Source organism: Pseudomonas paracarnis, from assembly GCF_904063055.1.
GTDB classification, from domain to species: Bacteria; Pseudomonadota; Gammaproteobacteria; order Pseudomonadales; family Pseudomonadaceae; genus Aquipseudomonas; species Aquipseudomonas paracarnis.
The window spans coordinates 172088-186028 of record NZ_CAJFCN010000009.1; the positions used below are offsets into that span (position 1 = coordinate 172088).

At 60.9% G+C, this 13941-nt stretch carries 12 protein-coding genes; 8 read left to right on the top strand and 4 right to left on the bottom strand.

What is annotated here, in order from left to right; all coding sequences use genetic code 11:
• Window positions 1-38: 38 nt before the first annotated feature.
• Window positions 39-1466 carry an exodeoxyribonuclease I gene (gene sbcB, locus JMV15_RS19915; RefSeq protein WP_019821233.1) on the bottom strand — a complete coding sequence of 476 codons (1428 nt, stop codon included), beginning with the start codon at window positions 1464-1466 and terminating at the stop codon, window positions 39-41.
• Between the two features lie 167 nt (window positions 1467-1633).
• On the opposite strand from sbcB, the gene JMV15_RS19920 reads away from it, so the two are divergent.
• From JMV15_RS19920 to JMV15_RS19945, 6 genes are read left to right on the top strand one after another with little or no spacing between them, the layout of a single operon-like run.
• Complete coding sequence (locus JMV15_RS19920; RefSeq protein ID WP_201491876.1) at window positions 1634-2326, top strand: RDD family protein; 693 nt, start codon at window positions 1634-1636, stop codon at window positions 2324-2326.
• A complete protein-coding gene (locus tag JMV15_RS19925) occupies window positions 2323-3303 on the top strand; it encodes a stage II sporulation protein M (protein ID WP_201491877.1) in 981 nt (326 codons plus the stop codon). Before JMV15_RS19920 ends, JMV15_RS19925 begins: the two co-directional genes overlap by 4 nt.
• Window positions 3290-4819, top strand: a complete 1530-nt coding sequence (locus JMV15_RS19930) for a DUF4129 domain-containing protein (RefSeq protein ID WP_032902737.1) — start codon at window positions 3290-3292, stop codon at window positions 4817-4819. The genes JMV15_RS19925 and JMV15_RS19930 overlap by 14 nt, the downstream gene beginning before the upstream one ends.
• Window positions 4816-5973: a DUF4350 domain-containing protein gene (locus JMV15_RS19935; protein ID WP_201491878.1), complete on the top strand. Its 1158-nt coding sequence runs from the start codon at window positions 4816-4818 to the stop codon at window positions 5971-5973. Before JMV15_RS19930 ends, JMV15_RS19935 begins: the two co-directional genes overlap by 4 nt.
• A complete protein-coding gene (locus JMV15_RS19940) occupies window positions 5970-6965 on the top strand; it encodes an AAA family ATPase (RefSeq protein WP_032902736.1) in 996 nt (331 codons plus the stop codon). The genes JMV15_RS19935 and JMV15_RS19940 overlap by 4 nt, the downstream gene beginning before the upstream one ends.
• A 7-nt stretch (window positions 6966-6972) precedes the next feature.
• On the top strand, window positions 6973-8304 hold the full coding sequence (locus JMV15_RS19945) for a DUF58 domain-containing protein (protein ID WP_014719741.1): 1332 nt from the start codon (window positions 6973-6975) through the stop codon (window positions 8302-8304).
• A 52-nt stretch (window positions 8305-8356) separates the two neighbouring features.
• On the opposite strand, the gene JMV15_RS19950 is transcribed toward JMV15_RS19945, so the two are convergent.
• On the bottom strand, window positions 8357-8716 hold the full coding sequence (locus JMV15_RS19950) for a PilZ domain-containing protein (protein WP_019821226.1): 360 nt from the start codon (window positions 8714-8716) through the stop codon (window positions 8357-8359).
• Between the two features lie 222 nt (window positions 8717-8938).
• On the bottom strand, window positions 8939-9313 hold the full coding sequence (locus JMV15_RS19955; RefSeq protein WP_003193903.1) for a tetratricopeptide repeat protein: 375 nt from the start codon (window positions 9311-9313) through the stop codon (window positions 8939-8941).
• A 173-nt stretch (window positions 9314-9486) separates the two neighbouring features.
• Here JMV15_RS19955 and pyk point away from each other — a divergent pair, with 173 nt between their 5' ends.
• Window positions 9487-10938, top strand: coding sequence for a pyruvate kinase (pyk, locus tag JMV15_RS19960; protein ID WP_003193904.1), 1452 nt, complete (start codon window positions 9487-9489; stop codon window positions 10936-10938).
• 211 nt (window positions 10939-11149) lie between these two features.
• Here the strand turns inward: pyk and JMV15_RS19965 are convergent, their stop codons facing one another.
• Window positions 11150-12091, bottom strand: a complete 942-nt coding sequence (locus tag JMV15_RS19965) for an iron-sulfur-binding ferredoxin reductase (protein WP_069868748.1) — start codon at window positions 12089-12091, stop codon at window positions 11150-11152.
• 216 nt (window positions 12092-12307) lie between these two features.
• Between JMV15_RS19965 and JMV15_RS19970 the strand changes: the two genes are divergently transcribed.
• Window positions 12308-13831 carry a fumarate hydratase gene (locus tag JMV15_RS19970; RefSeq protein ID WP_003193907.1) on the top strand — a complete coding sequence of 508 codons (1524 nt, stop codon included), beginning with the start codon at window positions 12308-12310 and terminating at the stop codon, window positions 13829-13831.
• The last annotated feature ends 110 nt before the right edge of the window (window positions 13832-13941 follow it).

The following is a 13941-nucleotide window of genomic DNA, read 5'->3' on the forward strand; positions in this document are numbered from 1 at the left end:
GGCGTTTTTTATTGTCTGAATATTCTGTAGTTATGCGCTTACAGACTCAAGCGCGCCGCTAATGAATCCACATAGTCCTGCCATTGCGCCAGCACCTGGCACTGAAACGATGTAGCACTAACCGCCAACTCCTCACGCGCCTGCTTAAATGCCAACAGGGTATTCGGCGCCCCCCACTGCGCCTCCGACAAACGTTGCTGACAGAAAAGTTTCCAGCGTTGTTGCTCGTCATTGTTCAAGGTTTCAGGAAAGTTACGCGCCCGGTAGCGAAATAATAATTCCGGCAAACGATGATCATCGAACGGCCACTGCTGACGGGCTAATTGCGCGGGCTCTGCCATGCGAACTTGCTCACATAAACGGCGGTCACGATCACCAATAAAACCCTCGTAGAGCTGCTGCTCCGGGTCCGCGTTCGACGCAAAGTCTTCCTCGGCATAAATGGCCGCTAACTTGTCCCGCCAAACTTCCTGTGCGTCAGTTAGTCGCAGCGCCCGCGCGAGGCAAGCCTCCTTATCCAGTTGCAGGCGCTCAAGATCTTGCGGGCGCAGCACCTTCAACGGCGCAACCACCGGGCAGCGGTTGATATGCAGTAGCTTGAGCGGAACCGGCAGCTCACCTTCGGCCAGCTCATCGCGGCGCGTGTAAAGACGCTGGCGCAGGGTCGCCGCATCCAGGTCCAACAGCCCTTGCGGATCGAGCCCCAGGTCACAGACTATCAAGGCATTGCGATTGCGTGGGTGCCAGGCCAGGGGCAAGACCACGCCCAGGTAATGGCGTTCGGCGGAGAAACGCCCGGAGATATGCACCATCGGTTGCAGCAACCGCACCTGATCCATGACCCGTTGTTTACTGCGCAGTTGAAACAACCATTCATATAACTTCGGTTGTTTCTCCCGGACCAACCGCGCCAGGGCGATGGTTGCACGCACATCCGACAACGCGTCATGGGCCTGGCCGTGGTCTATGCCGTTGGCCTCTGTCAAGCGTTCGAGCTTGAGGGTCACGCGCCCTTCCTGCTCGGGCCAGTTGATGCCCTCCGGCCGCAGGGCGTAGGCGGTGCGCATCACATCGATCAAGTCCCAGCGACTGTTGCCGCCCTGCCACTCGCGCGCATAGGGGTCGAAAAAATTGCGGTACAGACTGTAGCGCGTCATTTCATCGTCGAATCGCAGGGTGTTGTAGCCGGCGCCGCAGGTACCTGGCGCGGCCAATTCGGCGTGCACCCGAGTCATGAAATCGGCTTCGGCAAGGCCCTTCTCAGCGAGGATACTCGGCGTAATACCCGTGATCGCACACGCTGCCGGATGAGGCAGGATATCGTCGCTGGGCTGGCAATAAAGGTTGATCGGCGCACCGACCTCATTGAGCTCAAGGTCGGTGCGGATACCGGCTACCTGGAGCGGGCGATCGTTGCGCGGGTTGATGCCGGTGGTTTCATAGTCGTACCAGAAAATCGAGGTCACGGGCTATTCCTGTGCTGAAGACCGACAAAGTCTAGGCGCTGCAAGGCGTCCGGGGCCAGCGATACCTTACTGTATAAATATCCAGAAAAACCTCGGGTGGTTGCTTCCATCCTCGACACTGCTAGCATCCGTGTCTCTCAAGTCGCCTCGCAGTGCCAAGGATCGCAATGCCATCAACCCCTCTGGATACCCACTATCAGATAGAAACGCCCGAGGGCATCGACCTGCCCCTGCGCCCTGCTGGCCTGCCCTCCCGGGCATTGGCGTTTGCATTCGACCTGGGCGTGCGCGGGATCATCATGGGTATCCTGCTGGTGCCGCTGGCGCTGCTCGGCAATGTGGGGATCGGGCTGGGTTCGCTGCTGCTGTTCCTGGTGAGCTGGTGGTACATGGTGTTGTTCGAAGTGCTCAACCAGGGCTGCTCGCCAGGCAAGCAGGTCATGGGGCTGCGCGTGGTACAAGATGACGGCACGCCCATTGGCTGGTCGGCATCGCTGATCCGCAACCTGCTGCGTTTTGTCGACATGCTGCCCTTCGGTTATTTCCTGGGCGCGATCAGTTGCCTGCAACATCCGCACTTCAAGCGGCTCGGCGACCTGGCCGCCGGTACGCTGGTGGTCTACCGGGAATTGCCGCTGGTACGCCCAAGCATCCCTCAAGCGCCCGCCCTGCGCCTACCCTTCGCACTGGAGTTGAGCGAACAGAGGGCCATCTTCGGTTTCGCCGAACGCCAGGCCGAACTCTCGGCCGAACGGGTGCATGAACTGGCCGCCATCCTCGCAGAGCCCCTGCAGGTGTCTGCGCCGCGCGCCGTGGAGCAACTCAACGGGGTAGCCCGTGGTTTGTTGGGGCCGACATGAAGCAGAGCCTTTTTGAAAGCCGCCACCAGCGCCAATGGCATACCTTCGCCGAGCAGTTGACACAACTGGAGCAAGGTAAAGCCAAGGCCGCCGATGTTGCCGACTTCCCGCATCAATATCGACGCCTGTGCCAACATCTGGCCCTGGCTCAGCAACGCGGCTATAGCAGTTACCTGGTCGACACGTTGCAACAACTGGCACTGCGCGGCCATCAACAACTGTATCGCCATCGCAGCCAACTGACGGCAAACATACTGGCGTTTCTTCTCGCCGACTTCCCGCACCTGGTACGCGAACAATGGCGCTTCGTGCTGATCGCTGGCCTGCTGTTCTTTGGCAGCCTGGTGGGGATAGCCCTGCTGGTGTACCTGTTCCCCGATCTTATCTACAGCATCATCAGCCCCCAGCAGGTGGCCGACATGCAGGGCATGTACAACCCCGACGCCAGCCGTCTGGGCCGTGCTGCCGAACGGGCCGCCAGCGAAGACTGGATGATGTTTGGCTATTACGTGATGCACAACATCGGCATCGCCTTCCAGACCTTTGCCGCCGGCCTGTTGTTCGGCCTGGGCAGTGTGTTCTTCCTGATTTTCAACGGCCTGGTCATAGGTGCAGTCTCCGGGCACCTTACCGACATTGGCTATGGCCAGACCTTCTGGTCGTTTGTCATTGGTCACGGCGCATTCGAGTTGAGCGCCATCACGCTGGCCGGTGCCGCAGGTTTGCAACTGGGCTGGTCACTGGTTGTCCCCGGGCGCTTGGCACGCAGCGAGGCCCTGCGCCTGGCCGCCCGCAAAAGCGTACGGATGCTTTGCGGTGTCATGGTGTTCCTGTTGATCGCAGCCTTTATCGAAGCCTACTGGTCCTCAACCACTCGCATTGAGCCCTGGATCAAATACGCAGTAGGCGCCGCGCTCTGGCTGCTGGTGGCCGCTTACCTGTCCCTGGCCGGGCGGAGTCGCCATGCGCCTGACTGACGCCAGCGTGGTGATTCGCCCGCGTACTTCCTGGGAAGCCATGGACCTGGGCGTACTGATGGCCAGGGAACACCGTGTCCTGCTGATGGGCAGTTGGGCGCTCGTAAGCTTGCCGGTATTCAGCCTGTTGACGGTGCTGCTCTGGAATTACCCGTCTTTGGTCATGTTCCTGTTCTGGTGGCTCAAGCCGGCCTTCGACCGCTTGCCGCTGTACATTCTGTCCAAGGCCCTGTTTGGTGAGCCCCCCAGCCTCAAACAGGCCGTTCGCCAGTGGCCGCAATTGCTCAAGGGGCAACTGTTCGCAAGCCTGACGTGGCGGCGGCTGAGCATGAGCCGCAGCTTCACCCTGCCCGTCAGCCAACTGGAAGGCCTGGACGGTGACGCACGTCAACGACGCCTTGGAGTGTTGCTGCAACGTAACGCTGGCGCCGCACGCTGGCTGACGACCATCGGTGTGCACATGGAAATCGGCCTCTGGTTTGGCGGCATGACCCTGTTCTATCTCTTCATCCCGCAACAGGTTGAACTGGACTGGGACTGGCAACGGCTAATATTCGCGTCAGCCTCGGACGTGCTTTGGCTTGAGCACCTGAGCAATGCCTTCTATGCCCTGGTCCTGGTGTTCTGGGAACCCATCTACGTCGCCTGTGGCTTCAGCCTGTACCTCAACCGCCGCACAGTGTTGGAGGCCTGGGACCTGGAACTGGTATTCCGTCGGCTGCGCCAGCGCCTGAGCAATGTCGCACCGCTGCTGTTGCTGGTGGTTGGCCTGGCGTTGCTACACATCAGCCCACCGACCATGGCAGATGAAACCACAGCCCATAAGCCACTTAGCACCCAGGCCGCCAGCCAATCCATCCAGGCGTTGCTGGAAAAGCCACCTTTCAAGAACCCGGAAACCGTCACACGCTATCGGTTTGGCGAAGAAAAAGCGCCGGTTAAAAACAAGGCCACGGGCGACGGCAAATTACCTGGCTGGCTCCAGGCACTGCTCGACAACCTTAACAGCGACACCTTCAAATACGTCGCCAAAACTTTGGAAATACTGCTCTGGAGCCTTGTGATTGGCGGCCTGGCCCTGGTGTGCTGGCGTTACCGTGAATGGTTGCGCACGTTCGTCAGCCGCCTTGGGCCTACTCGCACGGCCGCTCCCTCGCCCGTTCCCGCTCAGTTGTTCGGGCTGGAACTGGGCACCGAGACATTGCCCGAAGACATCGCCAGCACCGCCGAACAACTATGGCCCACCCATCCACGGGAAGCCCTAGGCCTGCTGTATCGCGGGTTGCTCAGCCGGCTGTTGCACGAGTTCGACCTGCCACTGACAAGCGCCGATACCGAGGGGCAGGTACTGGAGCGTGTTCATCATTTGCAACAACCGCAGTTACTGGCGTTCAGCGACGAACTGACACGCCACTGGCAAAACCTGGCCTATGGTCACCGTCTGCCGCCTTCTTCAGCCCAACAAAAACTGTGCAGCGACTGGCGTGCTCTTTTCAGTGACGGAGCGGGCCAATGAATCGCGCGCTATTGTGGACAGCGCTGTTGTTGGCGTGCCTGGTGGGTGCGGGCGGCTTATATGCCTGGCACAAGGCAATTCCCTACGAGGAAGTGGTTGACCGGGGCCCGTCGCCAGAGGCTCGCGCCAATCCCTATCTGGCCGCCGAGCACTTTCTACGCGAGCACGGCTTGGTCGTGGCACACGCCAAGGGCCTTGAACGACTCGCCGAACTGCCCGCCAAAGGCCATAGCCTGTTGTTGCTGGGAGAGCGCAGCCACATGACCCCACGCCAGGTCGACCAACTGCTGGGCTGGGCAAAAGCCGGTGGCCACCTGCTCTTGGTCGCCGAGGCATTATGGGATGAAGAAGCCGGCACAAGCGGTGACCTGCTGCTTGATCGCCTCACTATCCGCCAAACCTTGAGCGACACCTTCGACGAACCCGTGCCACCGCGTAAAAAAACCAAACCGGATCTGACCAAGCTCTATGTCGACAACGAAACCGCACCGGCGTACTTTAGTTTTGACACTTACTTCAACCTCACCGACCCCAAGCACCTGGCGCAGTTTTCCGCCAACAGCGCCCAGTCCAGCCACCTGATGCAACTCGACCTGGGGCAAGGTCGCGTCACGGTGATCACCGACAGCGACCTATGGAAAACCACAGATATCGGCAACCATGATAACGCCTGGTTGCTGTGGTACCTGAACCAGGGCACTGACGTCACCCTGCTGTTCAACAGCGACACAGACGATCTGTTTACTCTGTTGCTCCGTTATTTCCCCCAGGCCCTCGTCGCCCTGGTTGCGCTGCTTGCTTTGGGGCTGTGGCAGGCAGGCATGCGCCAGGGCCCGATCCAGACACCGGCGCCCAAGGCACGTCGCCAGCTGCAGGAACACTTGCAGGCCAGCGCGGACTTCCTATTGCGCCGCAGCGGCCAGGGCACGTTGTTGCAAGCCTTGCGACACGACATCCTGCGCGCAGCCCGGCGACGCCATCCAGGGTTCGAACACCTCGATGCGTCAGAGCAACGCCAAGTGCTGGAACACCTTACGCGACAACCCCCTCACATCATCAGCCAGGCGCTTGAGCCCGTTGCGCTGAAGCGGCTTTCCAGCGCCGACTTCAGCCGTCAGGTGGCGCACCTGCAAACCCTCAGGAATGCCTTATGAGCGACTCTCCACTGGCCACCGCCCTGACCGCCGAAAACCTTCAGCAGGCCAGCCAGCAGGCCCAGGCGCTGCGCGTGGAATTGCGCAAGGCCGTGATTGGCCAGGACCCGGTGATTGACGACGTGCTCACCGCCCTGATCGCAGGCGGCCACGTCCTGCTTGAAGGCGTGCCTGGCCTGGGCAAGACCTTGCTGGTACGGGCCCTGGCCCGCTGCTTTGGCGGTGATTTCGCCCGCATCCAGTTCACCCCGGACCTAATGCCCAGCGATGTCACCGGCCACGCCGTTTACGACCTGCAGACCGAACAGTTCAAACTGCGCAAGGGGCCGTTGTTCACCCACCTGTTGCTGGCCGACGAGATCAACCGTGCACCCGCCAAGACCCAGGCAGCGCTGCTGGAGGCCATGCAGGAACGCCAAGTGACCCTGGAGGGCGAGGCGTTGCCCATCGGCCAGCCCTTCATGGTCCTGGCGACCCAGAACCCTATCGAACAGGAAGGCACCTACCCACTGCCCGAGGCCGAACTGGACCGCTTCATGCTCAAGGTGCGAATGGACTACCCGGATGCTCTACAAGAGCTGGATATGGTCCGCGAAGTGACGCGCTCGTCCAAGGCCGACATGCTGGAGGTACAGCCGTTGCGTACTGTGCTGCAAGCCGAGGACGTAGTAACGATGCAGCAAATTGCCAGTGACCTGCCACTGGATGAACAGGTGCTCGACTATGCCGTGCGCCTGGCCCGTGCCACGCGCAGTTGGCCGGGGCTGGCCATCGGTGCCGGCCCCAGGGCCTCCATCGCTCTGGTACGCGGTGCCCGTGCCCGTGCGCTGTTGCGCGGTGGCGAATTCGTCACCCCCGATGACATCAAGGGCTGCGCCCTGGCGGTACTGCGTCACCGGGTACGCATCGCACCAGAGCTGGACATCGACGGCTTGGAGGTCGACCAGGTGCTCCAGCAGTTACTCGACCAGATTGCGGCACCAAGGCAATGACGCGGCCATGAAACCGACTCGTCTGCTGCTGACCTGGCTGGGCGTTCTGCTCGGCTTGAACATCTTGTTGGGCGCTTCGGCAGCGTTGCAGTTCAAAGTGCCCGCCACCTTGCATTCGGTAGCCTGGGGCCTGCTGCTGGCCCTGTTGCTGCTGGCGATGCTGGATGCCGCACGCTTGCGCCGCCGCCCCTCGGTCCGCGTATACAGGACACTGCCCGGCAGCCTGGCGCTGGGGCGCTGGGAAGAAATACGCCTGTGCCTGGAGCACGACTACCCGCAACCACTGACCGTGCAGGTGTTCGATCACGTGCCCGATGGCCTGGCTGTGGAGAACCTGCCTCAATTCATTCAACTACGCCCCGGTGAACGTGCTGAGCTGGGCTATCGCGTGCGCCCCTTGCGGCGCGGGCACTTCCATTTCAGTCGCTGCGAGCTGCTGCTGCCCAGCCCATTGGGGCTGTGGTCGGCACGACGATGGGTCGACACCCGCGATTCCACCCGTGTTTACCCGGATTTCGCGCGCTTATACGGTGCGCAGTTACGGGGTGTGGATAACTGGCTGAGCCAACTGGGCGTGCGCCAACATCAGCGGCGAGGGTTGGGCCTGGAATTTCACCAACTGCGCGAGTTTCGTGAAGGTGACAGCCTGCGTCAGATCGACTGGAAAGCCACCGCCCGCCAACGAACGCCCATTGCCCGGGAATACCAGGACGAACGCGACCAGCAAATCGTGTTCATGCTCGATTGCGGCCAGCACATGCGCAGCCAGGATGACGAACTTTCCCATTTTGATCACGCGCTCAATGCCTGCCTGCTGCTGAGCTATGTCGCCTTGCGACAGGGCGATGCGGTAGGGCTGTGCACGTTCGCCAGCGACCAGCCGCGCTACCTGAAGCCGGTCAAGGGCAGTGGCCAATTGAACCTGTTGCTCAATGCGGTCTATGACCTACAGACCACGCGAAAAACCGCCGACTACCAGGCGGCCGCCAGCCAGTTGTTGGCACGTCAAAAACGCCGGGCGCTGGTGATCATCGTCACCAACCTGCGGGATGAGGAGGATGAAGCGCTGATGGCTGCCGTCCAGCGTATCGGCAGGCATCACCGGGTACTGGTGGCCAGCCTGAGGGAAGAGGTCCTCGACCAGCTACGTCAGACGCCTGTGCAGACATTGCCCGAAGCCCTGGCTTACAGCGGCACGATCGATTACCTCAACACCCGCAACCAACGCCATGATCGCTTGAGTGCCCATGGGCTGTCGGTGCTCGATACCTTGCCATCGGCGCTGGGTGCCGGGCTGGTCACACGCTATCTGGAGTGGAAAAAGGCCGGGGTATTCTGAGGATGACTGCGCAGGGGTATGGCCAGGAAACGGCCACGACCCCACGCATAATTCAGACAGAGGCCTGCAAAGGATAAAAGCTGAAGTACTGCAACAGCGCGTTGATCAGGTGCCGGTATTCCTCGGGCGCCTCAAGCACGCTGAACCCCGAGTCGTAATGCTGCGGGGTGACATCCTCGTGGCTCCACAAGCAGGTTGCCGTGAGGTCAATCGCCTTGAACTCGCCTTGCGCCACCGGCACTTTCAAGCGCAGCTCGAAATCCACCTCGGTCATCATGGGTAACGAGCTGATCAGCATCAGACCGTTTTCAGACACATTTCCAAGATAGCCGATTGGCTTGTCGGTAATACGATTGAACACCTGCAGAAAATACGGCAGTTGATGCCGCTCGATCCGTCGTTCGGTAAACATGGTGAAGTCGCCATCCAATAGCCAAAAATCTGGCCGTGCCAGTGATTCGGAACAAGCAATCGCTCGCTCTCCCTGGATTTCGGTGTGACAAAACCTACCGCTTGTCACCAAACAGCTGCCGAATCCGGGCCTTGCATCCGTTCGAATGGGAAACTGCACAAACAGACATTCAAAGATTAGCCCAAGACTGGCGACAGGCCAGCTATAAAATGACAAATACCATTACAACGACGCAGGCCTTGGTTTTGCCAGGCCTGCAGCCGGCAGATGCCCCAGTTGCTGCAAGGTATCGAGCCGCGCACGGGCTCGATAGGCGTACTCGCTCGACGGGTAGTGGCCGATGATGAACTGATAGGTCTGTGCGGCATCGACAAACAGTTTCTGGCGTTCCAGGCACTGCCCGCGCAACATCGAAACCTCCGGTTGCACGTAGCGGCGGGTACGGCTCTCGCGATCGACCTGGGACAACTCCAGGGTGACACGCTGGCAATCACCGACCCCATAGGCACGGTAAGCGTTGTTCAAATGGTGGTCCATCGACCAGCGGGTACAGCCGACAACACTGACGGCCAGGGCAGCAACGAGCAAAATTCGCATGGGGTTCTCCTGTCTTGTGCAGTGTATCGACCCCTGGTCGAAAATCTTCAAGGCGTTTGCCCATTCAACCGCAGCCAAAACAAGCCAATCGTCGATAAGTAGTGCAAACGAACAATGACTACAACGAAAGAGCATAGTAGCCTTCCCCAGCGCTTGAACTCAGGAGTCCGTGCATGTCCGTCCGTCGTACCAAAATCGTCGCCACCCTTGGCCCGGCCAGTAACTCGCCGGAAGTCCTCGAACAGCTGATTCTGGCTGGTTTGGACGTCGCCCGTCTGAACTTCTCCCACGGCACCCCGGACGAGCACAAGGCTCGCGCCAAGCTGGTGCGTGACCTCGCCGCCAAGCATGGCCGCTTCGTTGCACTCTTGGGCGACCTGCAAGGCCCGAAAATCCGTATCGCCAAATTCACCAACAAGCGGATCGAGCTGAAGATCGGTGACAAGTTCACCTTCTCCACCAGCCACCCGCTGACCGAAGGCACCCAGGACGTGGTGGGCATCGACTACCCGGACCTGGTCAAGGACTGCGGCGTCGGTGACGAACTGCTGCTGGACGACGGCCGTGTGGTCATGCGCGTCGACACCGCCACGCCGACCGAACTCAATTGCACCGTGATCATCGGCGGCCCGCTGTCCGACCACAAAGGCATCAACCGTCGCGGTGGTGGCCTGACGGCGCCGGCCCTGACTGAAAAAGACAAGGCTGACATCAAGCTCGCCGCCGAAATGGAAGTGGACTACCTCGCCGTGTCCTTCCCGCGCGACGCCGCCGACATGGAATACGCCCGTAAGCTGCGCGACGAAGCCGGCGGTACCGCCTGGCTGGTAGCGAAGATCGAGCGTGCTGAAGCCGTGGCCGATGATGAAACCCTCGACGGCCTGATCAAGGCCTCCGATGCCGTGATGGTTGCCCGTGGCGACCTGGGCGTGGAAATCGGTGACGCCGAGCTGATCGGTATCCAGAAGAAGATCATCCTGCACGCACGCCGTCATAACAAAGCGGTGATCGTTGCGACCCAGATGATGGAGTCGATGATCCAGAACCCGATGCCGACCCGTGCCGAAGTGTCCGACGTGGCCAACGCCGTGCTCGACTACACCGACGCCGTGATGCTCTCGGCTGAAAGTGCCGCCGGCCCGTACCCGCTGGAAGCCGTGCAGGCCATGGCGCGTATCTGCGTCGGTGCCGAAAAGCACCCGACCAGCAAGACCTCCAGCCACCGCATCGGCAAGGTTTTCGAAAGCTGTGACCAGAGCATCGCCCTGGCTGCCATGTACACCGCCAACCACTTCCCGGGCGTGAAAGCGATCATCGCTTTGACCGAAAGTGGCTACACGCCGTTGATCATGTCGCGCATCCGTTCCTCGGTGCCTATCTACGCGTTCACCCCACACCGCGAAGCCCAGGCCCGCGCGGCCATGTTCCGCGGCGTGTACACCATCCCGTTCGACCCGGCGTCGCTGGCACCGAACGAAGTCAGCCAGAAGGCGATCGACGAGTTGGTCAAACGCGGCGTCGTGGAGAAAGGCGACTGGGTCATCCTGACCAAGGGCGACAGCTACCACACCACCGGTGGCACCAATGGCATGAAGATCCTGCATGTGGGCGACCCGCAGGTCTGAGTGACAAGCTGAAAAACAAAAGCCCCGCCCTGTGAATGGCGGGGCTTTTTGCATTTCAGTGCAGGCCACTGTGTTGAATTTCAGCGCCTCATCGCAGGCAAGCCAGCTCCCACAATAGTCAGACAACTCGGTCTACTGTGGGAGCTGGCTTGCCTGCGATGGCGTCATCGGCTCCGGACGATAAGCTCCGATACCGACTTGACCAGGCTTTTCATAACGTAAAAGGGCGAGCCAGGAACACATCCGCCAGCAATTGATTACGCGGCAGTCCCGCCAGGAACAAGCGCTTGGAAAAGGCCTCGACGCTGGCAGGGTGCCCGCAAAGCAAGGCCAGGGTGTGCCGGGAAACCAGCCGCAGTTGCGCCAATGCCTGCTGCAACTGCGCCGCGGTCCATAGCTCCACGGTGAGGTGCCCATGTTGCGCGGCAAGCGCTGCCAGGGGTTCAGCCAGATAATGAGCCTCGGCCTCATGGGCCAGGTGAATCACGCGAATCTCGCCTTGATGATCCTGGCGCAGTGCCTCGCGCAACACGCCCCACAAGGGGCCCAGGCCAGTACCGGAGGCCAGCAGCCACAAGGGTCGTGATTGCCAGTCAGGATCATAGTGCAGCGCTCCACCCCGCAGTTCGCCCAGGCATACAGGATCACCGACCTTCAACTGTCGCGCGGCATCGCTGAAGGCACCGGGTTGACGGCAGTCGATATGGAACTCCAGATACGGCTCCTCCTGGGGCAAACTCGCCAGGGAATAAGGGCGTGCCACCTGCCCTGCCCACAGCACCAAATGCTGCCCGGCCCTGTACCGCAGGGCACGTTCTGGTTGCAGGCGCAGGCGCAGTACCGTCGAACTCAGCCAATCGGCGCCCACCACCTGGGCGGGCAAGCCATCGCGCTGGGGATCAAACGCGTCGACCTTCAGGTCCGCAATGACCCGGCACTGGCACGCCAGGCGCCAACCTTGCTGGCGCTGCGTCGGGCTCAGGGCTTCGGGCTGCTGGTCGTCAACCTCACCCTCGCAACGCACCAGGCACGCATGGCAACTGCCGGCCCGGCAACTGAAGGGCACGGCCACACCGGCCTGATTCAAGGCATCCAGCAGGTTGCTGCCGGGGGTGACCGACCAGTGGCGTTCGCCGACATACAGTTCAGGCATATAAAGACTCGATCATAAGGAGCGCGCACAGGGAATCATGCCTGCGACAGTTTGACCATAGTCGGGTGTATCGGCCACCGTGCCGGGTTATACTGCCGCGCCTTTTTAGCGTCGCGCCTGCACCATTCTGGCGTGCCTTGGAAAGATGGCTTCAGCCGACCGATGCAACACTGAGGCCATCTTTATTGAATGTTCCCTTATAGAGGAGCGCGACTCATGACCGTGATCAAGCAAGACGACCTGATTCAGAGCGTTGCCGACGCCCTGCAATTCATTTCCTACTACCACCCCGTTGATTTCATCCAGGCCATGCACGAAGCCTACCTGCGCGAAGAATCGCCGGCAGCCCGTGACTCCATCGCCCAGATCCTGATCAACTCGCGCATGTGTGCCACCGGCCATCGCCCGATCTGCCAGGACACCGGTATTGTCACCGTGTTCGTGCGCGTGGGTATGGACGTGCGCTGGGACGGCGCAACCATGGGCCTGGACGACATGATCAACGAAGGCGTGCGTCGCGCCTACAACCTGCCAGAAAACGTCCTGCGCGCCTCGATCCTCGCCGACCCGGCCGGCGCCCGCAAGAACACCAAGGACAACACCCCTGCGGTCATCCACTATTCCATCGTCCCGGGTAACACCGTGGAAGTGGACGTGGCGGCCAAGGGTGGCGGCTCCGAGAACAAGTCGAAAATGGCCATGCTCAACCCGTCCGACTCGATCGTCGACTGGGTGCTCAAGACTGTTCCGACCATGGGCGCCGGCTGGTGCCCACCGGGCATGCTCGGCATTGGCATCGGCGGTACCGCCGAGAAAGCCGCGGTAATGGCCAAGGAAGTGTTGATGGAGTCCATCGACATCCACGAGCTGAAAAAGCGCGGCCCGCAAAACCGTATCGAAGAAATGCGCCTGGAGCTGTTCGAGAAGGTCAACCAACTGGGCATCGGCGCCCAGGGCCTGGGTGGCCTGACCACCGTGCTCGACGTGAAGATCATGGACTACCCGACCCACGCCGCGTCCCTGCCGGTGTGCATGATCCCCAACTGCGCCGCCACCCGTCACGCGCACTTCGTGCTCGACGGCTCGGGCCCGGCGTCACTGGAAGCGCCACCGTTGGACGCCTACCCGGAAATCGTCTGGGAAGCCGGCCCATCGGCTCGCCGCGTCAACCTCGACACCCTGACCCCGGAAGAAGTGCAGAGCTGGAAGCCGGGCGAAACCGTCCTGCTCAACGGCAAGATGCTTACCGGTCGCGATGCGGCGCACAAGCGCATGGTCGAGATGCTGAACAAGGGCGAAACCTTGCCGGTGGACCTCAAGGGCCGCTTTATCTACTACGTCGGCCCGGTTGATCCGGTGCGCGAAGAAGTGGTTGGCCCAGCGGGCCCGACCACTGCAACGCGGATGGACAAGTTCACCCGCCAGATCCTGGAGCAAACCGGCCTGCTGGGCATGATCGGCAAATCCGAGCGCGGCCCTACCGCCATCGAAGCGATCAAGGATCACAAGGCCGTGTACCTGATGGCCGTGGGCGGCGCCGCTTACCTGGTGGCCCAGGCCATCAAGAAGTCGCGCGTGGTTGCCTTCGCCGAACTGGGCATGGAAGCCATCTACGAGTTCGACGTCAAAGACATGCCGGTCACCGTTGCAGTAGACAGCAAAGGTGAATCCGTCCACATCACCGGTCCTGCCATCTGGCAGAAAAAGATCAGTGACAGCCTGGCGGTAGAAGTGCAGTAAGCACCTCATCCAAAAAAATAAATGCGACTGCGGCCCCACGGCCCAGTCGCCTTTTTTATGCCTGGAGCAAGGGACTGCTCCTGATCTTGCTCTTGATCTGCTTTTGATCT